Origin of the sequence: Streptomyces lateritius (assembly GCF_014649715.1) — a bacterium.
In the GTDB taxonomy this organism is placed as follows: Bacteria; Actinomycetota; Actinomycetes; order Streptomycetales; family Streptomycetaceae; genus Streptomyces; species Streptomyces lateritius.
Genome location: NZ_BMTO01000002.1, coordinates 469,423 through 494,108, shown reverse-complemented (window position 1 = coordinate 494,108; position 24,686 = coordinate 469,423). Strand labels below are relative to the sequence as shown.

General features: G+C 71.1%; 26 protein-coding genes. 9 read left to right on the top strand and 17 right to left on the bottom strand.

Features of this window, described 5'->3' with window-relative positions; genetic code table 11:
- Positions 1–34: 34 nt before the first annotated feature.
- The 5 genes from IE136_RS05630 to IE136_RS05610 all read right to left on the bottom strand — a co-directional run bounded on the left by IE136_RS05630 (position 35) and on the right by IE136_RS05610 (position 4,489).
- On the bottom strand, positions 35–1,093 hold the full coding sequence (locus tag IE136_RS05630) for an aspartate-semialdehyde dehydrogenase (RefSeq protein WP_158994431.1): 1,059 nt from the start codon (positions 1,091–1,093) through the stop codon (positions 35–37).
- Positions 1,094–1,198: 105 nt separating this feature from the next.
- The gene (locus IE136_RS05625) at positions 1,199–2,470 is read right to left on the bottom strand and encodes an aspartate kinase (protein ID WP_158988350.1); all 1,272 of its coding nucleotides are present in this window, start codon (positions 2,468–2,470) and stop codon (positions 1,199–1,201) included.
- Between the two features lie 277 nt (positions 2,471–2,747).
- Positions 2,748–3,422, bottom strand: a complete 675-nt coding sequence (locus IE136_RS05620) for a DUF5063 domain-containing protein (protein ID WP_189599688.1) — start codon at positions 3,420–3,422, stop codon at positions 2,748–2,750.
- Between the two features lie 57 nt (positions 3,423–3,479).
- Positions 3,480–4,079 carry a recombination mediator RecR gene (gene recR / locus IE136_RS05615; protein ID WP_158988352.1) on the bottom strand — a complete coding sequence of 200 codons (600 nt, stop codon included), beginning with the start codon at positions 4,077–4,079 and terminating at the stop codon, positions 3,480–3,482.
- Between the two features lie 74 nt (positions 4,080–4,153).
- Positions 4,154–4,489, bottom strand: a complete 336-nt coding sequence (locus IE136_RS05610; protein ID WP_189599765.1) for a YbaB/EbfC family nucleoid-associated protein — start codon at positions 4,487–4,489, stop codon at positions 4,154–4,156.
- A gap of 237 nt (positions 4,490–4,726) precedes the next feature.
- Here IE136_RS05610 and IE136_RS05605 point away from each other — a divergent pair, with 237 nt between their 5' ends.
- Entirely contained in the window at positions 4,727–5,503 is a 777-nt protein-coding gene (locus tag IE136_RS05605) for an SLATT domain-containing protein (protein WP_189599687.1), read from the top strand.
- 181 nt (positions 5,504–5,684) lie between these two features.
- Here the strand turns inward: IE136_RS05605 and IE136_RS05600 are convergent, their stop codons facing one another.
- The 3 genes from IE136_RS05600 to IE136_RS05590 form a co-directional block, all read right to left on the bottom strand.
- Positions 5,685–6,335 (bottom strand): putative DNA-mimic protein, encoded by a 651-nt coding sequence (locus IE136_RS05600; protein WP_158988354.1) that lies wholly within the window; start codon positions 6,333–6,335, stop codon positions 5,685–5,687.
- Positions 6,336–6,469: 134 nt separating this feature from the next.
- On the bottom strand, positions 6,470–7,189 hold the full coding sequence (locus IE136_RS05595) for a GntR family transcriptional regulator (RefSeq protein ID WP_189599686.1): 720 nt from the start codon (positions 7,187–7,189) through the stop codon (positions 6,470–6,472).
- A gap of 72 nt (positions 7,190–7,261) precedes the next feature.
- Complete coding sequence (locus tag IE136_RS05590) at positions 7,262–8,623, bottom strand: aspartate aminotransferase family protein (protein WP_189599685.1); 1,362 nt, start codon at positions 8,621–8,623, stop codon at positions 7,262–7,264.
- Between the two features lie 210 nt (positions 8,624–8,833).
- On the opposite strand from IE136_RS05590, the gene IE136_RS05585 reads away from it, so the two are divergent.
- Together IE136_RS05585 and IE136_RS05580 are read left to right on the top strand one after the other, a co-directional pair.
- The gene (locus IE136_RS05585) at positions 8,834–9,487 is read left to right on the top strand and encodes a DJ-1/PfpI family protein (RefSeq protein WP_158988357.1); all 654 of its coding nucleotides are present in this window, start codon (positions 8,834–8,836) and stop codon (positions 9,485–9,487) included.
- Positions 9,484–10,008, top strand: coding sequence for a MarR family winged helix-turn-helix transcriptional regulator (locus IE136_RS05580; RefSeq protein ID WP_158988358.1), 525 nt, complete (start codon positions 9,484–9,486; stop codon positions 10,006–10,008). The genes IE136_RS05585 and IE136_RS05580 overlap by 4 nt, the downstream gene beginning before the upstream one ends.
- On the opposite strand, the gene IE136_RS05575 is transcribed toward IE136_RS05580, so the two are convergent.
- The 3 genes from IE136_RS05575 to IE136_RS05565 all read right to left on the bottom strand — a co-directional run bounded on the left by IE136_RS05575 (position 9,920) and on the right by IE136_RS05565 (position 12,084).
- The gene (locus IE136_RS05575) at positions 9,920–10,441 is read right to left on the bottom strand and encodes a VOC family protein (protein WP_158988359.1); all 522 of its coding nucleotides are present in this window, start codon (positions 10,439–10,441) and stop codon (positions 9,920–9,922) included. The genes IE136_RS05580 and IE136_RS05575 overlap by 89 nt on opposite strands.
- Before the next feature lie 143 nt (positions 10,442–10,584).
- On the bottom strand, positions 10,585–11,475 hold the full coding sequence (locus tag IE136_RS05570; protein WP_189599684.1) for a glycoside hydrolase family 19 protein: 891 nt from the start codon (positions 11,473–11,475) through the stop codon (positions 10,585–10,587).
- Between the two features lie 111 nt (positions 11,476–11,586).
- The gene (locus tag IE136_RS05565) at positions 11,587–12,084 is read right to left on the bottom strand and encodes a MarR family winged helix-turn-helix transcriptional regulator (RefSeq protein WP_373309006.1); all 498 of its coding nucleotides are present in this window, start codon (positions 12,082–12,084) and stop codon (positions 11,587–11,589) included.
- Between the two features lie 95 nt (positions 12,085–12,179).
- Between IE136_RS05565 and IE136_RS05560 the strand changes: the two genes are divergently transcribed.
- Complete coding sequence (locus tag IE136_RS05560; RefSeq protein ID WP_189599683.1) at positions 12,180–13,058, top strand: haloalkane dehalogenase; 879 nt, start codon at positions 12,180–12,182, stop codon at positions 13,056–13,058.
- 183 nt (positions 13,059–13,241) lie between these two features.
- Here the strand turns inward: IE136_RS05560 and IE136_RS05555 are convergent, their stop codons facing one another.
- On the bottom strand, positions 13,242–14,186 hold the full coding sequence (locus tag IE136_RS05555; RefSeq protein WP_189599682.1) for an NADP-dependent oxidoreductase: 945 nt from the start codon (positions 14,184–14,186) through the stop codon (positions 13,242–13,244).
- A 155-nt stretch (positions 14,187–14,341) separates the two neighbouring features.
- Between IE136_RS05555 and IE136_RS05550 the strand changes: the two genes are divergently transcribed.
- A complete protein-coding gene (locus tag IE136_RS05550; protein WP_189599681.1) occupies positions 14,342–15,865 on the top strand; it encodes a substrate-binding domain-containing protein in 1,524 nt (507 codons plus the stop codon).
- 58 nt (positions 15,866–15,923) lie between these two features.
- Entirely contained in the window at positions 15,924–17,789 is a 1,866-nt protein-coding gene (locus IE136_RS05545) for a serine/threonine-protein kinase (protein ID WP_189599680.1), read from the top strand.
- Between the two features lie 78 nt (positions 17,790–17,867).
- On the opposite strand, the gene IE136_RS05540 is transcribed toward IE136_RS05545, so the two are convergent.
- The 3 genes from IE136_RS05540 to IE136_RS05530 form a co-directional block, all read right to left on the bottom strand.
- Complete coding sequence (locus tag IE136_RS05540) at positions 17,868–18,203, bottom strand: DUF5955 family protein (RefSeq protein ID WP_158988365.1); 336 nt, start codon at positions 18,201–18,203, stop codon at positions 17,868–17,870.
- The gene (locus IE136_RS05535) at positions 18,200–18,733 is read right to left on the bottom strand and encodes a DUF6232 family protein (protein ID WP_158994438.1); all 534 of its coding nucleotides are present in this window, start codon (positions 18,731–18,733) and stop codon (positions 18,200–18,202) included. Before IE136_RS05535 ends, IE136_RS05540 begins: the two co-directional genes overlap by 4 nt.
- Positions 18,734–18,928: 195 nt before the next feature.
- Entirely contained in the window at positions 18,929–19,825 is an 897-nt protein-coding gene (locus tag IE136_RS05530; protein ID WP_308432381.1) for a LysR family transcriptional regulator, read from the bottom strand.
- A 98-nt stretch (positions 19,826–19,923) separates the two neighbouring features.
- Here IE136_RS05530 and IE136_RS05525 point away from each other — a divergent pair, with 98 nt between their 5' ends.
- The gene (locus tag IE136_RS05525; RefSeq protein WP_158988367.1) at positions 19,924–20,754 is read left to right on the top strand and encodes an oxidoreductase; all 831 of its coding nucleotides are present in this window, start codon (positions 19,924–19,926) and stop codon (positions 20,752–20,754) included.
- 81 nt (positions 20,755–20,835) lie between these two features.
- Here the strand turns inward: IE136_RS05525 and IE136_RS05520 are convergent, their stop codons facing one another.
- Entirely contained in the window at positions 20,836–22,119 is a 1,284-nt protein-coding gene (locus IE136_RS05520; RefSeq protein WP_158988368.1) for an adenylosuccinate synthase, read from the bottom strand.
- 142 nt (positions 22,120–22,261) lie between these two features.
- On the opposite strand from IE136_RS05520, the gene IE136_RS05515 reads away from it, so the two are divergent.
- Both IE136_RS05515 and IE136_RS37020 read left to right on the top strand, forming a co-directional pair.
- On the top strand, positions 22,262–23,065 hold the full coding sequence (locus IE136_RS05515) for a diacylglycerol kinase family protein (RefSeq protein ID WP_158988369.1): 804 nt from the start codon (positions 22,262–22,264) through the stop codon (positions 23,063–23,065).
- Positions 23,066–23,230: 165 nt separating this feature from the next.
- Positions 23,231–23,368: an efflux permease Rv1217c-related protein gene (locus IE136_RS37020; protein ID WP_506417203.1), complete on the top strand. Its 138-nt coding sequence runs from the start codon at positions 23,231–23,233 to the stop codon at positions 23,366–23,368.
- 83 nt (positions 23,369–23,451) lie between these two features.
- Here IE136_RS37020 and IE136_RS05510 read toward each other — a convergent pair whose 3' ends face one another.
- A complete protein-coding gene (locus IE136_RS05510) occupies positions 23,452–24,639 on the bottom strand; it encodes a cytochrome P450 (RefSeq protein WP_158988370.1) in 1,188 nt (395 codons plus the stop codon).
- Positions 24,640–24,686 lie beyond the last annotated feature (47 nt).

Genomic DNA, 24,686 nt, shown 5'->3' with positions numbered 1-24,686 from the left:
ACTGGGGCTTCACAGATCCTACAAAAGTGAACGGTCAGCCGATGCCGATTTCCGGACGGACCGCCTCGGCGATCTGCAGGGCGTTCAGAGCCGCACCCTTGCGCAGGTTGTCCGCGCAGACGAAGAACTCGAGCGCCCGCTCGTCGTCCATCGACCGACGCACCCGCCCCACCCAGGTGGGGTCCGTGCCCACGACGTCGGCGGGCGTCGGGAAACCTCCCGCGGCCGGATCGTCGTAGAGCACCACACCGGGCGAGGTCGCCAGGATCTCGTGCGCGCGCCCGACCGTGACCGGGCGCTCGAACCGCGCGTGGACGGAGACGGAGTGCGCGGTGACCACCGGTACGCGTACGCAGGTGGCGGCGACCGGCAGTCCGGGAAGATCGAGGATCTTCCGGGTCTCCTCGCGGATGCGCAGTTCCTCGGAGGACCAGCCGTCCTCGGTCGGAGTCCCCGACCAGGGCAGTACATTGAGCGCGACCGGCCCGGGAAAGGGCCCGGTGTCGTCGCCGACGGCCCGCCGCACGTCACCGGGACGGTGACCCAGCTCGGTGCCCGCGACCAGCGACAGCTGCTCCCGCAGAGCCGCGACACCCGCCTGCCCGGCGACGCTTGCGGCCTGCTGGGCGGTCACCACCAACTCGGCGACGCCGAACTCGGCGTGCAGGGCGCCCACGGCGACGATCAGCGCCAGGGTGGAGCAGCCGGGGCTCGCGACGATCCCGCGCGGCCGTACCCGTACCGCGTGGGGATTGATCTCGGGGACCACCAGCGGCACGTCCGGATCCGCCCGGAACGCCGCGGAGGTGTCCACGACGACCGCGCCCTTGGCGGCCGCGATCGGCGCCCATCGCGCCGCCACGTCCTCGGGCGCCAGGAGGAGAGTGACGTCGACGCCCTCCAGGACGTCCTCGTCCAGCGCGAGGACCTCGGTCTCCTCCCCGCGGACGGCCAGCTTGCGGCCCGCCGAGCGGGGGGAGGCGAGGAGTCGGATCTCCCCCCAGACGTCGGCGTGCTGCGACAGGAGCTGGAGCATCACCGCCCCGACGGCTCCGGTCGCTCCCACGACCGCGAGCGTCGGCTTGCGGTTCACCGTCGTCACGTCACGCGGCGCGGCGCGTCGGAGCCGAAAGCCCCGCCCCGCGACGCGTCAGCCCCGCCCCGCGGCGCGTCGAACGGTGAGACGTCGAGCGGCACGTCACCGGCCGGTGCCGCCGTAGACCACGGCCTCGTCCGAGTCGCTGTCCAGACCGAAGGCGGTGTGGACGGCCGTCACAGCCTCGTTCACGTCGTCCGCGCGGGTGACGACCGAGATGCGGATCTCGGAGGTCGAGATCAGCTCGATGTTCACCCCTGCGTCGGACAGCGCCTGGAAGAAGGAGGCGGTGACCCCAGGGTTCGTCTTCATACCGGCGCCGACCAGCGAGATCTTGCCGATCTGGTCGTCGTAGCGCAGCGATTCGAAGCCGATCGCGCCCTTCGCCCGCTCCAGGGCGTCGATGGCCTTGCGGCCCTCGGCCTTGGGCAGGGTGAAGGAGATGTCCGTCAGGCCGGTGGAGGCGGCGGACACGTTCTGCACGATCATGTCGATGTTGATCTCGGCGTCCGCGACGGCGCGGAAGATGGCCGCGGCCTCGCCCGGCTTGTCGGGCACGCCGACGACGGTGATCTTCGCCTCGGAGGTGTCGTGGGCGACACCGGAGATGATGGCCTGCTCCACCTTGCGTTCCCCTTGCGGCTCATTGCTGACCCACGTGCCCTGCAGCCCCGAGAAGGACGAGCGGACGTGGATCGGGATGTTGTAACGGCGTGCGTACTCGACGCACCGGTGCAGCAGCACCTTGGAGCCGGAGGCGGCGAGCTCCAGCATGTCCTCGAAGGAGATCCAGTCGATCTTCTTCGCCTTCTTCACCACACGCGGGTCGGCCGTGAACACGCCGTCGACGTCGGTGTAGATCTCGCAGACCTCGGCGTCGAGCGCGGCGGCCAGCGCCACGGCCGTGGTGTCGGAGCCGCCGCGGCCCAGCGTGGTGATGTCCTTCTTGTCCTGGGACACGCCCTGGAAGCCGGCCACGATCGCGATGTTGCCCTCGTCGAGGGCGGTCCGGATCCGGCCCGGCGTGACATCGATGATGCGCGCTTTGTTGTGAACCGAGTCGGTGATGACACCGGCCTGGCTGCCCGTGAACGACTGGGCCTCGTGGCCCAGGTTTTTGATCGCCATGGCCAGCAGGGCCATGGAGATCCGCTCTCCGGCGGTCAGCAGCATGTCGAACTCACGCCCGGCAGGAATCGGGGATACCTGCTCGGCGAGATCGATCAACTCGTCCGTCGTGTCGCCCATCGCGGAAACCACGACGACCACTTGGTGGCCGTTCTTCTTGGCATCCACGATCCGCTTGGCGACGCGCTTGATGCCTTCGGCATCGGCAACGGAGGAGCCTCCGTACTTCTGCACGACAAGGCCCACGTGCGCTCCTCGCTCGGTCTCTGCCGCAGTCATCACTGCGGTCGGCTCAGTTTAACGAGCAGCCCGGAATCGCCGACCGTATATCACATCCTGAGATGTCCCGCTCAGGTGGTGATCCCGCCCGTCGGCCCGGACTGCCCGTGGTCGACCCCCTGCCCAGAGGGGAACGAGGTACGCGGAGGTGTGGGAGGGGTCACAAGCCCCTGGTCACAGCGGGACCGCCCCAGACGAGTGGGCCGCACCGACCCGCCGCACTGACGGACCGCACCGACGGGCGCTACTTCTTCAGCGCGCCCCTCCGAGATCCCAGGCCCAGCGGTCCGGCGATCTCGCGGGCCATGACCCGGCCCGCCTCCTCCGCCAGCTCGTCCTCCGCCAGGTCCTCGTCGATGTCGAGGCCGTCCAGTTCCGCCAGCGGCTGGTCGAGGCGGACGTGGGAGACGAGCGACTGCAGGGCGCGCAGGGTCCCGGACGCGGTCGGTCCCCAGTTGGAGAAGTAGGAGAACTGCCACCACCACAGCGCCTCGGTCGTCCGGCCCGCCCGGTAGTGGGCCAAGCCGTGCCGCAGGTCCGTGATGATGTCGGCGAGGTTGTCGGAGATCCGGCAGGGCACCGGCGCCTTGCGCGGCTCGTACGGGTCGAAGACCTCGGAGAAGACGTCCACCGGCTCCAGAAGCACCGCGAACCGCATACGCAGCTCGTCCATGTCCACGTCGGGGCCCGTGTCGGGCTCGTACCGCTCCTCCGGGAGGATGTCCTCGTGCGCGCCCAGGCGGCCGCCCGCGAGCAGCAGCTGCGAGATCTCCAGGAGCAGGAACGGCACCGCGCTGTCGGGCTCGTCGCCCTTGGCGACTTCCGTGGTGGCGACGATGAAGGACTCGATCGAGTCGGCGATCTGGACCGCGAAGTCGTCCGGATCCTGCGTGATGGAGTGCAGCGTGGCGTCAGACATCGAGGGTGCCTCCCTTGTGCTCACGAGTGAGCGCACGAGCCGTTGTCGGCCCTGTCGTCATACATCTAGCAGGCGCCGCCCCTCAAAGGCACGGCCCAGCGTGACCTCGTCCGCGTATTCGAGATCACCGCCGACCGGAAGACCGCTCGCGAGACGCGTGACCTTCAGTCCCATGGGCTTGATCATCCGCGCCAGGTATGTCGCGGTGGCCTCGCCCTCCAGGTTCGGGTCGGTCGCCAGGATCAGTTCGGTGACCGTGCCGTCCGCGAGCCGGGTCAGCAGCTCGCGGATGCGCAGGTCGTCCGGACCGACACCCTCGATCGGGCTGATCGCGCCGCCGAGCACGTGGTAGCGCCCGCGGAACTCACGCGTCCGCTCGATCGCCACGACGTCCTTCGGCTCCTCGACCACACAGATGACCGACAGGTCCCGGCGCGGATCACGGCAGATGTTGCACTGCTCCTGCTGCGCCACATTGCCGCAGACCGCGCAGAACCTGACCTTCTCCTTGACCTCCAGGAGCGCGTGCGCCAGACGGCGCACGTCCGTCGGCTCGGCCTGGAGGATGTGGAAGGCGATCCGCTGCGCGCTCTTGGGACCGACGCCGGGCAGCCTGCCCAGTTCGTCGATGAGGTCCTGAACCACGCCTTCGTACAACGGAACGCCCTTCCGGGGAGTGCTTGATTCTTACGGTAGTGGCTGCCGGGGCGCCTTAGAAGCCCAGCCGGGGATCAGAAGCCCAGACCCGGCATTCCGCCCAGGCCCTGGGTCAGCGGGCCGAGCTTGGCCTGCTGCAGCTGCTGCGCGTTGTCGTTGGCCGCCTTGACCGCGGCCACCACCAGGTCGGCCAGCGTCTCGGTGTCCTCCGGGTCGACGGCCTTGGGGTCGATCACCAGGCCGCGCAGCTCGCCGGAGCCGGAGACCGTGGCCGTCACCAGGCCACCGCCCGCCTGACCCTCGACCTCGGTCGCGGCGAGCTCTTCCTGGGCGCGGGCGAGGTCCTGCTGCATCTTCTGGGCCTGCTGGAGGAGCTGCTGCATGTTGGGCTGGCCACCACCGGGGATCACGGTCACTCACTCCTGGTGTTCTCGCTGACGACTGTTCGGTACGCCGAGTGTTCGGTACGCCGAGCCTACGTGGTCCCTGACCGCGCTGCCGCACAACTCTTTCGAGTGAGAAACTGCGGGCGCCTCAACCTGATCAAGACGCTCTTGCGGGCGGAAATACCGGGATTCCGGGCCCACGGCCCACCATTCGGCGGTAGGAAGGGCAGGCACCACGTGCACCGCACGTCACAGAAGGACATGAGCGCCCGAGCTGAACAGAGGAGTGCCCCGGTGAGCCAGCAGCCGGAGATGCAGCCGCCGCAGCCGCCGGCGGGACAGCCCGGAGGCGCCGCCGCGAGCCGCGATCTGTCCGGGACGGCGTTCCCGCTCGGCGACTGGGGCGAGCCCGCGGAGCGTCTGGACGAGCTGTACCGCTGGGTCGAGTCCAACGCGCTGCGGACGGCGGAGTGGTACCTCTCCGACCGGGTCTGGAAGCGCCGGTGCGCGCGGGTGCTGCGGATCGGTACGGCGCTGGGCGTCATCGCGGGCGCGGCGCTGCCGCTGCTCGACCTGACGGGCGTCGCGGACGGAGCGGCCGGGTGGGGGTATCTGTCCCTGCTGCTGGGCGCGGCGTGCATCGGCTGCGACCGGTACTTCGGGCTGACGTCGGGGTGGATGAGGGACGTGGCGACGGCGCAGGCGGTGCAGCGCCGGCTGCAGGCGCTGCGGTTCGACTGGGCGTCGGAGAGCGTGCGTGAGGTCCTCGGGCCGACGGAGGGTACGGCGAGCGAGGCGGCGGAGCGGTGCCTGGGGGTGCTGCGCCGGTTCTCCGAGGACGTGACGGAGCTGGTGCGGGTGGAGACGGCGGACTGGATGGTGGAGTTCCGCTCCGGTCCGGCGCCGCTGGCGCTTCAGTCGGCGGGCGGGGGCGGAGGCCCCTCCCGCCCCGAGGGGGCACCGGCCACGGCCCGCTTCCCCCTCCCGCCGGGGACCCGCCCGAACATGCCGCGCCAGAGGCCGCCAGAGCCTCGCTGACGGCGGCGGAGGGCGCCGGAGCCTCGCTGACGGCGGCGAGGGGTCGGAGCCCCGCTGAGGGCGGCGAGGGGTCGGAGCCCCGCCGCCGCAGCCGACCTCGCGGGAAGACCGCCGGCCGCGCCGACCTCGCCGATAGGCCGCCCCGGAATTCCCGGGGCGGCCTATCGGGTCAGCGAGGGGGTCAGCTGAGGACGATCATCGAGCCCTGTCCGAGGCTCCGCGTCGCCGCCGCGTGCAGCCCGAGCCACACATGACGCTCTCGGGCGAACGGACTGTCGTCGTACGCGATAGGTCCCGCCGGTTCCTCGAGCGAGGTCGGCCGCTCCGGCGGCAGCGGCGCGCCCGGCGGGTTGGCCGGGTCGATGCCGATCGAGGGCGCGACGAACTCCAGCTCCCGCAGCAGCCCGTGCGAGGACCCGAGCGGGCCGCCGCCCTCGAGGAGTTCGTCGTTGAAGAGCGGGACCGGGAAGTCCACCGGGACGTACGCCCCGGCGTGGTCGTAGTGCCAGACGAGGTGGGACTGCTGAGCCGTCGCCTCGAACATTTCCAGGAGCTGTTCGTAGTCACCGCCGAGCTCGTCGACCGGTTCGACCGCGAGACCGCACATCCGCAGCAGATAGGCACGGCGCAGGAAGTGCAGGGCGTCGTAGTCGAATCCGGCGACGGGCGCCACGTCGCCGGAGAGCCCCGGCATGTAGGCGAAGACGGGGACGGTGGGCAGGCCGGACTCGGTGAGGGCCTTGTCGTAGGCGGCGATCTCTTCGGCGAAGGGATTGTCGGGGCTGTGGCACAGCACGTCGACGAGGGGGACCAGCCACAGGTCACAGGCCAAGGGAGGCTCGCTCTCCGTCAGTTGCAGGGACGGCCAGGGTAGTCGGCGCGGTCCGCTTCGCACACCCGCTGGTGACCTGCCCCTCGACGCCCCGCGTCAACCCGCCGCGCTGCCCGGTCGGGTTCACCGCCGGCTCACGTCGCGAGCCGCTCCAGCCGGTCCGCCCACTCCAGCGACTGCGTGTTGTACGCCCGCACGACCGCGACCGCCGCCTCCGCGTCGCCGAGCGTCAGCGCGTCGACGAGGTCGACGTGTCCGCTCCACAGCCAGCCCAGCACGTCACGGTCGGAACGCAGGTACGGCACGGAGAAGACCCACGCCTGGACGCGGAGCCGGTGCAGGAAGTCGGCGATGTAGTCGTTGGCGGAGACCAGCCGGGCCAGCTCGCGCCAGTAGCGGATGTCGTACCCGATGAGGATGTCCAGGTCCCCGGCACGGGCCGCCCGTACCGCCGCCTCGCCCCGGCGCCGTACCGAGAGCAGCGCGACTCCCCGCGTCACATCCGGCTCGGGGGCGGCGTCGGAGACAGGGGTGGAGGCCGGGGAAGGGGGCACATGGCGTCGGAAGATGCCGTCGACGACGAGCATGCGGGCCTCGACCATCCCGCGGTAGTCGTCGACCGAGAACTGGTGCACCCGGAATCCGCGGTGCTGGTCGGAGTCGAGCAGCCCCTGCGCCGAGAGGTCGACGAGGGCTTCGCGCACCGGCGTCGCGGACACGCCGTACTGCTCGGCGATCTGCTTGACGGTGAATTCCTCCCCCGGCTGCAAACGCCCGGCGAGGATCTCGTCACGCAGCGCGTCCGCGATCTGCCGCCGCAGGGTGTTGCGGGTGACAGCTCCGCTCGCGGGCATGATGGTCGGCCCCCTCCGTCCGGTTCCGGGACACCCTAGACCAGACGGAGGGAAACCCCCGCGTACGTATGTCTACGCGGTGTGCTCGTCGGCGACGCCCAGCGCCGCGTCGAGGGCGGCGAGGCCCTCCTTGACCTCGGCCTCGGAGACGTTGCAGGCGGGGACGGCGTGGGTGCGGTTCATGTTGATGAAGGGCCACAGGCCGTGCTTCTTGGCCGCCGCGCCGAAGGCCGCCATGGGGGTGTTGGCCTCACCGGCCGCGTTGTACGGCACGAGGGGCTCGCGCGTCTCCTTGTTCTTGACGAGGTCGAGCGCCCAGAACACGCCCAGGCCGCGCACCTCGCCGACCGAGGGGTGCCGCTCGGCCAGCTCGCGCAGGCCGGGGCCGAGGACGGTCTCGCCGATGTGGGCGGCGTGCTCGACGACCTTCTCGTCCTCCATGACCTGGATGGTGGCGACGGCGGCGGCGCAGGCCAGCGGGTGCCCGGAGTAGGTGAGCCCGCCGGGGTAGGGCCGCTTGTCGAAGGTGGCGGCGATCTCGGCGGAGATGGCGACGCCGCCGAGCGGTACGTAGCCCGAGTTCACGCCCTTGGCGAAGGTCAGCAGGTCGGGCACGACGTCGAAGTGCTCGGCGGCGAACCACTTGCCGGTCCGGCCGAAGCCGGCCATGACCTCGTCGAGGACGAAGACGATCCCGTACCTGTCGCAGATCTCGCGGACGCCGGCGAGGTAGCCGGGCGGCGGGGTCATGATCCCGGCCGTGCCGGGGACGGTCTCCAGGATGATCGCGGCGATGGTCGCCGGACCCTCGAAGGCGATCGTGTCCTCCAGGTGCGCGAGGGCGCGCTCACACTCCTGCTCCTCCGTCGTGGCGTAGAACGGCGAGCGGTAGAGGAACGGCGCCCAGAAGCGCACGACGCCCGCGGAGCCGGTGTCGGAGGCCCAGCGGCGGGGGTCGCCGGTCAGGTTGATCGCGGTGGAGGTGGCGCCGTGGTACGAGCGGAAGGCGGAGAGCACCTTGTGGCGGCCCGTGTGCAGACGGGCCATCCGGACGGCGTTCTCGACGGCCTCGGCGCCGCCGTTGGTGAAGAAGATCTTGTCCAGGTCGCCGGGAGTGCGCTCGGCGATGAGACGTGCGGCCTCAGAGCGTACGTCGATGGCGAAGGCGGGCGCGAAGGTGGTGAGCTTCGCGGCCTGCTCCTGGATGGCGGCGACGACCCTGGGGTGCTGGTAGCCGATGTTGGTGTAGACGAGGCCGCTGGTGAAGTCGAGGTAGCGGTTGCCGTCGTAGTCCCAGAAGTACGAACCCTCGGCGCCGGCGACGGCGAGCGGGTCGATCAGGCCCTGGGCGGACCAGGAGTGGAACACATGCGCACGGTCGGCGGCCTTCACGGCCGCGCCGGCCTGGGGGTCGGGTTCGACATGAGGGGTCATGTGGCCAGGGTAAGGATGTGCAGGTCGGAGCGGCCATGACCATCTTGTCCACCGAGACCGGGGCCGACGCGACACCTTGGGGGGACTCCGTGGGGGCGGGTGCGCTGCTGCCTCTTCGATTGACAGGAAGCTGTCGACATGACAGTCTTCTGTCATAGACGCACGGCACTGACAAGGCACGACAGGCACTGACAACGGCAGGAGCCCACCATGTCCCGCACCGTCCACCTCGCCGTCTACGACACCTTCGCCGACTGGGAGACCGGCCACGCAACGGCATGGCTGGCCAGGTCCGGGTTCACGGTGAAGACCGTGGGGCCGACCGCCGCCCCCGTCACCTCGATCGGCGGGATGCGCATCACCCCCGACCTGGCCCTGGCCGACCTGCGGCCGGAGGACAGCGAGCTGCTCATCCTGCCGGGCGCCGACCTCTGGGACACGACCGACGACCTCGCCCCCTTCGCGGCCGAGGCCCGCCGGTTCCTCGACGCCGGAACGCCCGTCGCCGCGATCTGCGGTGCCACCGCCGGCCTGGCCCGCGAGGGTCTGCTCGACGACCGCTCACACACGAGCGCCGTGTCCTTCTACCTGGCTGCCACCGGCTACAAGGGCGCCGACCACTACGTCGACACGGACGCGGTCACGGACACCGGCGACGGCGTGGGCGACCTGATCACGGCGGGCCCCACGGAACCGGTCGCCTTCGCCCGCGAGATCCTCGGCCGGATGGGCGCCTTCGAAGGCTCGAAGCTCGACGCCTGGTACCGCCTCTTCCACGACTCGGACCCGGCGGCGTTCGAGGAGCTCAACGCGGACGAGGAGCAGGGCGCGGACGAGGAGCCGACCGCGCCCGGAGCGTCGTGAGCCGCGAGGAGCAGGACGCCCTGTCCCGTACCGCCCTCGGCGTCTTCCGTCTCAACGGCCAGTTCCTCGCGGTCTCGGAGGAACTGGCCCGCCCGGCCGGCCTGACCGCCGCCTGGTGGCAGGTCCTCGGCGCCGTCCTGCACGAGCCGCTGCCCGTCGCCGGGATCGCCAGGGCGATGGGCATCACGCGCCAGAGTGTCCAGCGGATCGCGGACCTCCTGGTGACGCAGGGCCTCGCCGCGTACGAACCCAACCCCGCCCACCGCCGCGCCAAGCTCCTCACGCCCACCCCCGAGGGCCGCGCGGCGATCGGCCGCATCGACCCGGGCCACGCCGAGCTGGCGGCACGGCTGACGCGCGAACTGGGCGGCCGGGAGGCGTTCGAGGAGACGGCACGGATCCTCGAACGCCTGTCGGCGGCGATGGAGGCGATCAGTGCGAGCCAGGCGCCGCCTTCTCCTTCCCCTCCCCCGTCTCGGGCCGGTACAGCGCCCCCATCACGTACTCCATCGCCCGACTGAACTCCGGGTCCGCCCAGCGCCGTGCCATCTCCTCCTCGTCGACGTCCTCGATGTGGGTCTGGATCCACCACAGGTTCCCGAAGGGGTCGCGGACGCGCCCCACCTTGTCCCCGAAGGCGAGGTACGTGACCTCGGTGACGGAGGTGCCGCCGGCCTCGACGGCCCGCCGGTGGACGGCTTCGGCGTCCTCGACGTACAGCCGCACGAAGGCGGGCGTCGGGCCCCAGCCGGGCGGGCTGTCGAAGGCCATGAGCCGCCCGGTCCCGATCCGCAGCTCGGCATGCCCGATGGTGCCGTCCTCCATGACGACCCGCCCGAGGTCCTCGGCGCCGAAGGCGCGCTGCAAGTAGTCGATGAGCCCGGCGGTGTCGGGAGTGATGAGCCAGGGCGTGACGGTGGTGTAGCCGTCCGGAACGGCCTTGATCGCGTTCATGTCTCCGACGCTAGAGGGCGATCAGGCCGGTTTCTGTCCTCATTCGCTCGAGAATTCCGAGGAGTTCGGACGCGGCGTCTCTCAGGAGCGAGGGGACGCGACGGGACCCGCCCGAGCTGTTCCGGACGGGCCCCGCACACGACCTAGCAGTACAGGTTCGCGCCTGTCGGCACGCCCAGGATCTGCGTGAACTGCTGGTACTTGCTCACCCGGCTCTGGACCTGGGCCGGGTTCTTGCCGTCGCACTCCAGCGCGCCGTTGATCGAGCGGATCGTCTGGCCGAAGCCCGCGCCGTTGACCATGGCGTTGTGGCCGGTCATGGTGCCGGGCCCGTTCTGGGTGTTCCAGTACCAGAGGCCGGTCTTCCAGGCGACGGCCGCCTCGCGCTCGACGCGGTACGGGTTGTTGAGGAGGTCGATGCCGAGGGCGTCGCCCGCGGCCTTGTAATTGAAGTTCCAGGAGAGCTGGATGGGGCCGCGGCCGTAGTAGGCGGCCTGGCCGGCGGGGCAGCCGTAGGGCCGGCTCGTGTCGCAGTAGTGGGGGTAGTTGGCGGTGTTCTGCTCGACGATGTGGACCAGGCCGCCGGTCTCGTGGCTGACGTTGGCGAGGAAGGCCGCGGCCTCCTGCTTCTTCACGGTGTCGCCGCCGGTGTTCGCGAAGCCCGGGTAGGCGCCGAGGGCGGCGGTCAGACCGCTGTACGTGTAGAAGGAGTTCCGGCTCGGGAACATCTGGTTGAACTGGGCCTCGCTGACGACGAATCCGGACGGGCTCGGGTTCGGGTCCGTACCGCCGCCTCCGCAGGAGCCTTCGTCACGCCAGACGTCGGCGCTGCCGGGGCGCTCGTTCTGGGTCCACCACTTCGCGTACCAGTTGTGGCCGTTGTACGAGGCGGTCATGCCGCCGGTGTAGACGCTGGAGGAGTTCCATGCCGTCACACAGGCGGGTGCCGCGCCCGCCGACGTGGCGGGGAGGAGCACGGCGAGTCCGGCGGCCGTACAGAGGGCGGCCATGAGGGTGAGCAGGCGTCGCAGCATGCGCTCGTCCTTCCGTGGGGGAAGGCCCAGCCAAGCGGCTTTGGTCTGGACCTGTCAAGGTCTAGACCAACTTTCGTGACAGTCCACCCCTCTTTTCGCCTCCCCACCCCGTCAGTGGTCGAGCATGCGCCCCAACAGACTGGTGAGCAGCGCCCGTTCAGCCTTCGAGAGCGGCTCCATCAGCTCTTCCTGGATGTCGGCGAGCACGCGATCGAGACGCTCGAGGTGTTCGCGGCCGCGCGCGGTCATGGTGATGACGTTGCGGCGACGGTCCTCGGGGTCGGGCGTGCGCTCGACGTGGCCGCGTTCGGCGAGCTCGTTGATGACGGCGACGAGGTCGCTGCGGTAGATGCCGGTACGGCGGCTCAGGCCGGCCTGGCTGGTGGGGCCGTGCTCATCGAGGGCTGCGAGTACGGCGTAGTGCCATTTGCGCGCGTCCTGTTCGGCGAGGCCCTCGCTGACCAGACGGTCCGCCCGGGCGGCGGTCAGAGCGAGAAGGCGGCTGGGCAGGCCGCGCAGGCGGGCCGGCGCCTCCCGGTCCCCCATCTCCGAGACAGGGGCGGTCTCGTCGGCGGGCTCGGGCGCGGGGCGCCCACTCTCGGTGCTCATGCCGCGCAGATTACCCCTTGTGTTAGTGCGTCGAACGATATAGCTTCGTTAGTGTCATAAACGTTAGCGGGACAAACGTTGAAGGAGTGAGTGGTATGCCCATGACCCAGGTCCTCGACTCGGCGATGTACCACGAGGAATCCGGCGCGGCCGAGCCCGGTGCCGCCGTCCCTCTCGTCTTCCTGCACGGCAACCCCACCTCTTCCCACCTGTGGCGCGATGTCCTGCCGGCAGTCGGCGGGGGCCGGCGGCTCCTCGCACCCGACCTGATCGGGATGGGCCGCTCGGGCAAGCCCGACATCGCCTACAGGTACGAGGACCAGGCGCGGTATCTGGAGGCCTGGATCGAGGCGCTCGGACTCGACCACGTGGTGCTGGTCGGCATCGACTGGGGAGGTTCGCTCGCGTTCGACTGGGCCGCCCGGCACCCGGGACGGGTGCGGGGCGTGGCCTTCATGGAGACGATCCCGCGACCCATGACCTGGGAGGAGTTCCCCGCGAAGGCGCGGGACCGGTTCCGGGCGTTCAAGACCCCCGGGCTGGGCGAGGAGCTGGTCCTGGAGAAGAACGTCTTCATCGAGGACTCCTTCACCCTGACCGTCCTCACCGGCCTGAGCCCGGCGGACCTCGACGTCTATCGGGCGCCGTACCCCACTCCCGAGTCCCGGCGGCCGCTGCTGGAGTGGCCGCGCGCGATGCCCCTCGACGGCGAGCCGGCCGAGGCCGTCGCCCGGATCGAGGTGTACGGCGACTGGCTGGCGTCCAGCCCGGAGGTGCCCAAGCTGCTCCTGACCTTCGACGGCTCACCGACCCTGATGATCGACCCGCCCATGGCCGCCTGGTGCGCGGAGAACATATCCGCCCTGGCCACGGTCCACTGCGGCCTCGCGGGGCACCAGGCCCCTGAGGACCAGCCGGCCGCCATCGCCGCGGCGGTCACGGCCTGGGCGGACCGCCACGGCCTGGGCCGCTAGACGGCCCGGCGTCCGCCCGGGCACGGCGGCGGCGGTCCGCGGGCTGTCCGGCGAGCTGTCCACCGGCGGCGTGGCGGGCTGCTCCGGCCGACGGGCCGGCGGCCGGTCCGCGGGATCTCCGGCCGACGGGCCGGCGAGCTTCTCCGGCCGACGGGCCAGCGGGCCGGCGGGCCCTCCGCTGACTCAGATCAGCAGGACCAGGCGGCCCGGGCGGTGGCCGGCCTCCACCCTGCGGTGGGCCTCCGCCGCCTCCTCCAGCGGCATGACGTCCGCCACCCGTGTCATCAGCTTCCTGGCCGCCACCTGCTCCAGCATCTCCTTCAACCGCGCGCGGTCCGGCCTGCCCCGCACCGCCGAGACCGAGATGCCCCGCTCGGTGACGGGCATCCGCTCGTGCGAGGCGGAGACGAAGACGCCGTCGTCCTTCACGGTCGGCAGCAGCGGGCCGCCGATCAGTGCCGCGTCGAAGACGCCGTCCACCTGGTCCGGGACGGGCGCGAGCACGCTCGTGATCATGTCCGCCGGCGCGCCCCGGGGCACGGGCAGGACCCGTTCGGCGCCGAGCACACCGAGTTCGTACTCGTCACCCGGGAGGCCCAGGGCGACCACCCGATGGCCGTCCGCCACCGCGTGCTGCACCGCGAACCGTCCCACCACACCACTCGCGCCCGTGACGAGCACGGTCGAACCCGAAGGGAGCCCCAGTTGGTCGATCGCCTGTCGAGCCGTCAGGGAGGAGAGCGGCAGCGACGCCGCAGCGGTGAAGTCCACGTCGTCCGGGATCGGGGCGAGCCACTCCGGCTCGACCAGGACGGTCTCGGCATAGGTCCCCTGGCCGCCCGTCTCCGTCCAGGGGACGAACCCCGCCACGCGGGTGCCCGCCGGCAGCCCGGGCACCGGGTCGAGGAGGGTGCCCGCGAAGTCGGAGCCGAGGACGAACGGCGGAGCGAGGTTTCCGAGGACGGCGGCCCGCGCGCCGGAGCGGATCTTCAGGTCCTCCTGGTTCACGGAGGCCGCCTTCAGACGCACACGTACGCGGCCTGGGATCTCGCCGGGCTCGGGCTCGGGCCGGCGGACCATCCTCAGCACCTCAGGGCCGCCGTAGGCGGTCACTTCGACGACACGCATGGGGTTCCTCTCCGACGGGGCCCCCTCGTCGCCATTACACCCACGCTCCCCACCCCCGGCAACCGCTGTCCGGCCACCTGAACGAACGGAGAACTCCCGGTGTCGGCCCGCGACACCGCCCCCCGGCTCGCACAGGCGTCCGTACCGTCGCGGGCATGGAGTGGATAACCGCAGAGAACGTCATCGCCGTGGTCACCGCGCTCATCGGTGTCTTCGTGTCGGCCGGTGTCGTCGCCTACGAACGCTTCATGCAGCGGGGCAGGCGGCTCGGCTACCGCGTGCAGCTCAACACACCGCTCCGGGACGGGGCCGAGACCGTCGGCGACCTGACCGTGCGGGACGGCGAGGTCGGCAGCACCGGCGGTTCCACCCTCGTCCTCCTCCGCATCGAGAACGACGGGCTCCGCGACATCTACCACGGGGACTACGAGCGGTCCGACGACTTCGAGGGGCTGCGGGTCACCTTCGACGACAAGACCGTGCAGGCCGTCGTCGCCACCGTCCCCCGGGACTTCGGCCGGGTGAAGCGCAATCTGGAGGCGGATCCAGGGCTGCGCAAGGAGGGCAACGCCGTCCTGATGCCCAAGGTGTCACTGACCCGCAAGCAGTACTTCAAACTGCTCGTCCTGCTCTCCGGCCCCGTCGCCCCCGACGAGATCGAGCTCACCGGGACGCTCAAGGAAACCGACATCCACCGCAACCAGAGCAGGAGCGTCGACGACAGAACCCCCACCTTCAGCCCCGCGGCCCGCAACATCGTCCTCGCCCTCACCGCCTGCGTGGTCACCCTCGCCACGATCATCGTCCGCACCGAGACCCCACCGCCGATCGGCTGCGCCCGTGGCACCCTCACCGTCACCGGGTCGACCGCCTTCGCCCCGGTGGTGCGGGAGCTGGCCAAGAAGTACGAGAAGGACTGCGACGGCGCCACCGTGGTGGTCGACGCGCACGGCTCGACGGCCGGCATACGGGAACTCGCGGCGGTCGGGGCCACGAGCGGCAAGGGCTCCCCTGCGATGATCGCGCTCTCCGACGGACGCAAGCCCGGAGGTTTCCCGCAGCTGCGGGAGTCCATGGTCGCCGTCTCCCTCTTCGCCCTCGTCCTCAACGACGAGATACCGCTCACCAGCCTCACCCTCGACGAGGTCCGCCGCCTCTACCGCGGCGACATCACCAATTGGAAGCAGATCCCGGGAGGCCCCGACCGGCCGGTGCTGCTGGTCAGCAGGGACGCCAACTCCGGTACACGGGAGGTGTTCCAGCGCCGGGTCCTCGACCGCAACGAGCCGGCGAACTCCTCCCTGGACTGCGAGACCAAGGACGACCCGGCGGCGCCCGTGGTGCGCTGCGAGCTCGGCAGCACGGAGCAGGTGCTGTCGACGGTGGCCCGGCTGCCCGGGGCCATCGGCTACGCCGAACTGCGCGCCGGCAGCGGGCTGAAGGGCCTCCACCGGGTCGCCATCGACGGCCGCGTGCCGAGCGTGGACGAGATCGGCGAGTCGACGTACCCATACCGGGAGATCGAGTACGCGTACACCTGGGGGCAGCCCCCCGCCGACTCTCTGACCTCGAGTTTCCTCACCTACCTGAGCCGGGGCAGCGGCCAGGACGTCATCCGCACGCACGGGCACCTGCCGTGCGCGACGCCCAAGGGACTGCGGATCTGCGGTGAAGGCTGAGAACGGGCCGAGGACAAGGGTGAGAAGCGGCGGGGGCCGTCTGGCATCCTCTTTCGTCGTGGAGCCATTGAACGCGGAAGACCCGGTCAGCATCGGCCCGTTCCGCCTGCTCGGCCGGCTCGGCGTCGGCGGGATGGGCCGGGTGTTCCTGGCGCGTTCGTCGGGCGGCCGTACGGTCGCGGTGAAGGTCGTGCACACGGAACTGGCGGCGCAGGACGAGTTCCGACGCCGGTTCGCCCGTGAGGTCGCCGCCCTGGAGCGGGTCGGCGGCACGGGCACCGCCTCGGTGCTGGGTTCGGACACCGCGGCCGAGGCGCCCTGGGTGGCCATCGGCTACGTCCCGGGTCCTTCCCTGCGGTCCGTGGTGGGCGACGACTTCGGGCCGCTGCCCACCACGACCGTGCGGGCGCTCGCGGCCGGACTCGCCAAGGCGCTGACCCATGTGCACGCCGCCGGGCTCGTGCACCGCGACCTCAAACCCTCCAACGTCCTGCTCACCGTCGACGGCCCCCGGATCATCGACTTCGGCATCGCCCGCGCCGTCGACACGGTCACCGACGGCGGGCTGACCAGCACCGGCGCGGTGGTCGGTTCGCCGGGCTTCATGTCCCCGGAGCAGGTGCGGGGCGAGAAGCTGACGCCGGCCTCGGACATCTTCTGCCTCGGCTCGGTCCTCGTGTACGCGGCGACGGGCCGCTCCCCGTTCGGTACGGCGGACAGCGGCGTCCACGCCACGATGTTCCGCATCGCCCACGACGAGCCCGACCTGACGGGCCTCGCCCCCGAGCTCAGCGGCCTGGTGCGGGCCTGCCTCGCCAAGGACCCGGCCGGCCGGCCCTCGGCCGCCGAGCTCGTCGAGACGATCACGGTCCCTGACCCCTGGCTGCCGTCAGAGGTCCTGGTCCGCCTCGGCCGCCACGCGGCCCAGCTCCTGGAGGCGGAGGCGGAGGCCGCGGCGGAAGCGACCAGCACCGGCGCCGCGGCCGGTGACCCCACACCCGTACCCGTGCCGGCCCCGAAGCCGCACCGGCGGCGCCGTACCGGGCTGATCGCGGCGGCCGGCGCGCTCGTCGTGGCCGCGGCCGCCTCCCTGACGTACGTCTTCTGGCCGGACACCGCCACGGGCACCGACGGGCAGAAGAACCTGCCCCGCGGCCACACCGGCGACGTGTCGGCCCGCCCGGCGGGGATCGTCCCCGCCGCCTTCCTCGGGGCCTGGGAGGGCGTGCAGCGCGGTTCGTCCGACCACCCCCGGGAGACCGCCCGGATCGAGCTCAGCCAGGGCGCGGCGGGCGCGAAGGCCGCCGTCTACGTCCAGGTGAACGACGAACGGCTCTGCATGGGCCGCTCCCGCCTCGTCTCGGCCGACGAGGACAAGGTGGTCCTCGGCGAGTCCGACGTGACCACCAGCGTCCCCGCCGAGCGCTGCACGCCGGCCGCCCACCAGACGCTCCGCCTGCGCTCCCCCGACGTCCTGGAGTGGTCGTCAGGCGCCGCGAAGGCCACCTTCCGCAAGGCGCGAACGGGGACGGACATCGTCCCCGCGGCGCTCGTCGGCACCTGGAAGATGAAGAACGACCCGCTGATCTACGGCGAGAACGCCGACCGCTACACCGACGAGGTGACCATCACCCAGGGCCCCATCGGCGCCCCCGTCTTCCGCAGCGTGCAGGTCTACCCCCGCCAGGACGACGAGGGCAACCTCACCGGTGACGCGGTCAGCTGCACCTGGACGGCCCTGCTGGCCGGCTCCGGCACCCCCCTGGTCATCGGCCCCGGAACCCCCGACCAGGACTCCTCCGACCGTGACTGCCATCAGTCCGGCAACTCCAGCTACCTGACGATCGTCCGCTCAGAGGGCAAGGAGCGGCTGCTGGTCTTCCCCATGCTCGACGGGGAGCCGGGCGAGTACTACCGCCGCTGAGGGCCCCTCGGTGTGTCCGGCAAGTCTCCCCTGGTGCGCGACGCCCTCCGGGCGGACGCCGACGCTTTCCGGACCCTCTCAGGCGCCGAGCAGTTCGAGGAGGGCGCGGACGGAGTCGAGGACGGGCTGGCCGATCGCCCCGGCCGTCGCCGCGATGCCCGCCACGGCCATGAGGGCGCGATGCCGTTCGCGCGGGGGGACGTCGGCGGCGGGGGCGAGGGCCGGGAGGGCCTCGTCGATGGACTGGGCGGCGATCGGCGGCACCTGGGCCCGCAGTTCCTGAAGCTGCCGGAACAGCTCCGTGACGGCCGCGTCCAGGGTCGGCGAGGACGTCGTCCCGTAGTTGACGATGCCCTGGTTGCCCTGACCGCCGTACATGTTGACGGTGGGTCCGTAGTAGTGGTCGCCGCTCATGAGTTGCTCACCCCGGTGTTGCCGTTCCCGCCGTACATGTTGACGTTGTCGCCGAAGTAGTAGTTGCTCGGGTTGATCGCCAGTGTCTGCACGTGCACCGTGAACTCGCGCTCCGGGTTCTCGATCGCGTCCGCGAGGGAACGGACGAGTTCGTGCAGGTGAGCGGGGTTCTGGGCGGTGACGAGCGCGGTCGAGGGGCCGGAGGTCTCGACGGCGAGCACGAAGTGGGACTTGGCGACCAGGACGGAGATCATGTCCCCGACCGCGTAGACCAGGAACGCGACGGTGAAGAACCAGATCAGGTCCAGGTAGCCCTCGCCGTCGGAGTCGAAGCGCGACATCGCCGCGATCAGACTGAGACCGATCGCGGTGAGGAGCGTGAACGCGAACCGCTTCAAGCAGCGGACGACGGCGTCCTTGCGCCGCGGTTGCAGCGTGAAGGTGTAGACACGGGCGATGTTCCGCAGCGGGTAGCAGGCCCCTCCGACCCAGAGCAGCCGCTTGCTCACCCTCACGTCGACACCGCTCATGTACCCGGCCTCCGGAGCGGGCGGGGCCTGCGACGGCGGTGGCGACGCGGGCGGTGGCGGTGGCGGTGGCGGCGACAGTGGTGGTGGCGGTGTGCCTGTCTTCTCGTCCATGTCTCCCCCGGCATTGGCCCGTGTACACGATGAAGGGCCATTAAGCACCTGTCACACCGACACCACAAGCCACCTGACGGTCGCTCAACAGCGGCTTTCAGCCGCCGCCTTCGCGTAGTCGTGGACCAGGGCGCGAGTGTCCTCCGCGCGCCAGGCGAGGGCGAAACGGCTTGGTGGGACCCCGTGGACGGGCAGCGTGACGACCCCGCCCCGGGTCAGCAGCGGCGCGTTGCCTTCGGCCACCAGGCATATGCCGAGGCCGCCGACGAGGGCTTCGTACGTCTCGTCCGTACTGGCGATCTCGGCCCCCACCACCGGCGGCCGCCCGTCGCGGGCGTCGAGGGCCAGCCAGTCGTCACGCAGCTCGGGGGCGGCCGCCGGCAGGGCGAGGAACGGCTCGTCGAGCAGCTCGGCGAAGTCGACGCTCCCGCGGCCGGCCAGCGGGTGAGTCTCGGGCAGCGCGACCAGCCGGGGTTCGGTGGCGACCACCGCCCAGCGGTACCGCTCGGCTCCGGCCAACGGCAGCCAGACGAAGGCGACATCGCTCGTTCCGTCGGCGAGACCCGCCGTCGGGTCCTCCCAGCCGACCTGCCGCAGCTTCAGCAGGGCTTCGGGATGCGCCTCGGTGAAGCGTGAGCGGATGGCGGGCAGCAGCCCGCCCCGCCCCGGGCTCGTACTCATCCCCACGACGAGGGTGCTGCTCGCGGCCTCCCTGGCGCCGCGGACCGCCGCCCACGCCTCCTCGCCCGCGGCGATCACCGCGCGGGCGTGCGGCAGCAGCGCACCGCCCACCGCTGTCAGGCGTACGCCCTGCCGGTCACGGTCGAAGAGCACGGCCCCCAGCTGCCGCTCCAGGGCTCTGATCTGTTTGCTCAGGGCCGGCTGCGAGAGGAAGAGCCTCTCGGCCGCCCGGGTGAAGTGGAGCTCCTCGGCAACGGCGACGAAGTACCGCAGATCCCGTACGTGCACATCCATGCCCATGGGTTATCACGACGGATCTTGGACGAGCAACGCCCTTGCCCCGCAGTCTTGTTGAGGAAACGACGAGAACCGAGAAGACGGACGAGGGAGTCACGCACATGAGCAAGGTCTGGCTGATCACCGGCGCGAACAGCGGCTTCGGACGCGCCTTCGTCGAGGCCGCCGTCGGCGCGGGCGACGTCGTCGTCGCCACCGCCCGCCGGGTCGAGTCCCTGGACGACCTGGTCGCCGCCCACCCCGACCAGGTCGACGCGGTCGTGCTCGACGTCACCGACACGGCCGCGATCGACGCGGTGGTGCGCGATGTCGCCGAGCGGCACGGCCGTATCGATGTCCTGGTCAACAACGCGGGCCGGACCCACGTCGGCTCGGTCGAGGAGACCGGCGACGCCGAGCTGCGCTCCCTCTTCGACGTGCACGTCTTCGGGCCCGCGGCGCTGACCCGCGCTGTCCTGCCGCACATGCGGGCCCGTCGCTCGGGGGCGATCGTCCAGCTCAGCAGCGTGGGCGGGCAGATGTCGATGGCCGGCTTCGGCGCCTACAGCGCCACCAAGTTCGCCCTGGAGGGGATGTCGGAGGCGCTCGCCGTCGAGGTGCGGCCGCTGGGCATCGACGTCCTGATCGTGGAGCCGGGCGCCTTCCGTACGAACCTGTTCGGCAACCACAGCCTGAGCGAGGACGGGATCGCCGACTACGCGGACACGGTGGGCGCGACCCGCCGCTACGTGGAGACCGGCGGCGGCACGCAGGCCGGCGACCCGGCGAAGGCCGCGGCGGCGGTCGTCACGGCCCTCGACGCGGAGAACACCCCGCTGCGGCTGGCCCTCGGCGGCGATTCCATCGACACGATCCTCACCCACCTCGACCAGGTGCGGGCCGACCTCACCACCTGGGAGAAGGTCGGCCGGGACACCCAGCTGGACCAGTAGCCGACGCGGAGGGCCCGCACCCCGGGATGCGGGGAGCGGGCCCTGCGGCACGTGTGTCTCCAGGAATTCCCGCAGGAGTTCCTACAGGAACGAGTTGATCTCGATCGTCTCGGTGCGGCCGGGGCCGACGCCGATCGCGGAGATCGGGGCGCCCGACATCTCCTCCAGGGCCTTCACGTACGCCTGCGCGTTCTTCGGCAGGTCGGCGAAGGTCTTGGCCTTGGAGATGTCCTCGGTCCAGCCCGGCAGCATCTCGTAGATCGGCTTCGCGTGGTGGAAGTCGGTCTGCGAGTACGGCAGCTCCTCGACGCGCTTGCCGTCGATCTCGTACGCGACGCAGACCGGGATCTGCTCCCAGCCCGTCAGCACGTCGAGCTTGGTGAGGAAGAAGTCGGTCAGGCCGTTGACGCGGGTCGCGTAGCGGGCGATGACCGCGTCGAACCAGCCGCAGCGGCGGTCACGACCGGTGGTGACACCGCGTTCGCCACCGATGCGGCGCAGCGCCTCGCCGTCCTCGTCGAACAGCTCCGTGGGGAACGGGCCGGCACCGACACGGGTCGTGTAGGCCTTGAGGATGCCGATGACCCGGCTGATCTTCGTCGGGCCCACGCCGGCGCCGGTGCAGGCGCCGCCCGCGGTCGGGTTCGAGGAGGTGACGAAGGGGTACGTGCCGTGGTCGACGTCGAGCAGGGTGCCCTGGCCGCCCTCGAAGAGCACGACCTTGTCGTCGTCGAGCGCCTGGTTGAGGATCAGGGTGGTGTCGGCGACGTACGGCTTGATCTGCTCCGCGTACTGGAGCATCTCCTCGACGATCTGCGCGGCGTCGATGGCACGGCGGTTGTAGAGCTTCGCGAGGAGCTGGTTCTTCCCCTCGAGCGCCGCCTCGACCTTCTGGTTGAGGATCGACTCGTCGTACAGGTCCTGGACCCGGATGCCGACACGGTTGATCTTGTCCGCATAGGTCGGGCCGATGCCACGGCCGGTGGTACCGATCTTGCGCTTTCCGAGGAACCGTTCCGTCACCTTGTCGAGGGTGACGTTGTACGGCGTGATGAGATGCGCGTTGCCACTGATGAGGAGCTTGGACGTGTCGACGCCACGCTCGTTCAGCCCGCTCAGCTCGGAGAGCAGGACCGCCGGGTCGACGACGACACCGTTTCCGATCACCGGGGTGCACCCCGGGGAGAGGATTCCGGAAGGGAGAAGATGCAGCGCGTACTTCTGGTCGCCGACGACGACGGTGTGGCCGGCGTTGTTGCCGCCCTGGTAACGCACTACATAGTCAACGGATCCACCGAGGAGGTCGGTGGCCTTTCCCTTGCCCTCGTCACCCCACTGAGCACCGAGCAGCACAAGTGCGGGCACAGGCGTACACCCCTTCCGGGCGGGGCATGTCAAGGTCAGCGGGCGTCCGCCGCCTCACCGGTGTGCCCCGGAATAGACGAAGCCCCTGGCGCAATAGCGCAAGGGGCTCTTGCACAAAGATGCTACCCGAGGAAGGACCGAGGTGTCGGCTCACGACCAGCTGCTGGTGGTCATCGACCCGGTCGCCCGCCGAAGTGACGGCGAGTCCGTACGGATCGCGAAAGATGTCTTGTGTGCGGGAGCGGAAGCGAAGATCTGCCTCCCGGACAGTCCGGAAGAATTCTCCCGGGCCCTTGCGCGGCGCGGCTCCCGCCGCCTTGTCGTGCTCGGCGACGACCGTGCGCTGCTCCGTACGGTGACCGTGTTGCACCGGGAGCGTGAGCTCGCGCGGGGACCGCTCTCCCTCGTTCCGATCGGCGCCCCGGGATCCCTCCATGTGGCCCACGCCCTCGGCGTGCCGCAGAACGCGGTGACGGCCGCCCGGGCGGTCCTCGACGGAGTCGTACGCCGACTGGACCTGCTGGTCGACGACAGCGACGGGGTCGTCCTCGGCGATCTGCGCATCCCCGCGGCACCGGGCCCGACGACGGCCCTCACCGGGCCGTCCGTCTGGAGCACCTGCCGCTCCCTCGTCCGCACCCTGGTCCGCCCGGACCCGACCCACCTCGCGATCCGTACGCACCGGCTGCGGGTGGAGGCGGACGGCGTCCTGCTCAGCGATGTGAACGCACCCGTGGAGGGGGTGAGCGTCCGGTCCCTCGGCGGTGTGGCGGAAGTCACCGTCCATCCCCCGTTCGCGCCGCCTTTCCACACCGACGCCCGCACCCTCACGGTGTCGGGCCCGGACTTCCGCTACCGGGCCGACACGGTGGTGGCGGGGCCGGTCCGCAGAAGGACGTGGACGGTGCGGGCGGACGCGTGGGGGCTGACCCTGCCGGCGGATTGAGGGGCGTCCCGCCGAGGCCCTTGCCGGGCCGCCTGCTTGACCCTCTGCCCGGCTTTGTCGGCGCGCCGGCGGTCGAGCAGGCCCAGCATCTCCTGCTGGAGGACTCGCGGGTCTGGCCGTCCTGCTCCGGGGCGCCGTCCCGAGGCAGCCGTCGCCGCGTGGGGCGTGGCGGGGCTCGCCCCGGCCCTCGGCCGGGTCGGCCCGGCGCTCGACCTGCCGCGTTCGGTCCTGAATCTGTCGCCCTTCGGCCACCTGCCGAAGCTCCCCGGCAGGACATGGCGTGGACCCCGGCCCCGGTCCTGACGGCGCCGGCGGCGGCGCTTGTCGCGGCGGGCCTCCTGCGCCTGCGCCGCCGGGATGTGACGGCACCCTGACGGCAGCGGTGGTCACACCTCCACGAGCAGCTCGTGGAAGCCGCGGATCACGTACCCCGGCTTCCACCGCGGCTCCGCCGCCGGCCGCATCCCCGGCGCCTGTCGCAACAACTCGCCGAAGACGGCGGTCAGTTCGAGCCGGGCCAGCGGGGCGCCGAGGCAGTAGTGGATGCCCGCGCCGAAGGTGATGTGCGGGTTGTCCGCGCGGGTGAGGTCCAGGGCGTCCGCCGTCGGGCCGAAGCGGGCGGGGTCGCGGTTGGCTGAGCCGAAGAGGAGGGCCACCTCCGAGCCGCGGGGGATGACCTGGTCGCCGATCTCGATGTCGTCGAGGACCCAGCGCTCGAACATCTGCAGCGGGGTGTCGTACCGCAGAAGTTCTTCCACAGCTGTGGACAACTTTCCGGGTTCCGGACGGACGCCCTCCCGGAGCAGCGTCCACCAGCCGTTGACGGTGGTGTTCACCGTCGCCTCGTGCCCCGCGTTCAGCAGCAGGACGCACGTGGAGATCATCTCCTGCTCGGTGAGCTCCTCCACACCGATCAGTCCGGAGATCAGATCGCCCCCCGGGTCTTTCCGCCGCCGCTCGATCAGCTCCCGCAGATAGTCCGAGAACTCGATCGAGGCCCGCACCGCCCGCCGGGCCGTCTCCTCCGAGGGGTTCAGCTCGAACATTCCGCAGATGTCGGCCGACCAGGGCCGCAGCCGTCCCCGCTCCTCGTCCTCCTCCGGAATCCCCAGCATCTCGGCGATCACGGCGACCGGCAGCGGTTCGGCCACCTCCGCGAGCAGGTCCCCGCCGCCCCGGGCGACGAGACCGCCCACGAGCTCCCCGGCGAGCCGCTCCACCGTCGGCGCCAGGTTCTCCACCGTCCTCGGGGTGAACGCCTTCGACACCAGCCGCCGGATCCGCGTGTGGTCCGCGGCCTCCAGATCGAGCAGACCGTGGTCGTTGAGGGTGTGGAACGGCTCGTGCGCGGCGGGCGGTGCTTCGCGGCCGAACTCCTCGTGGGTGAAGCGGTGGGTGTACGTGCGGCCGAGGCGCCGGTCCCGCAGCAACGCGGAGACGTCCGCGTGGTGCGGGATCAGCCACTGCCGGGTCGGCGCGTACCAGTGGGCGCGGCCCGTCGCCCGCAGCTCGGCGTAGGCGGGGTACGGGTCGGCGACGAACTCCGGGGACCAGGGGGCGAAGGGAACGTCCATGCCCGGACGCTACCCGCGCCGGGGCGCCCACGGGAGGGGCACCGGCA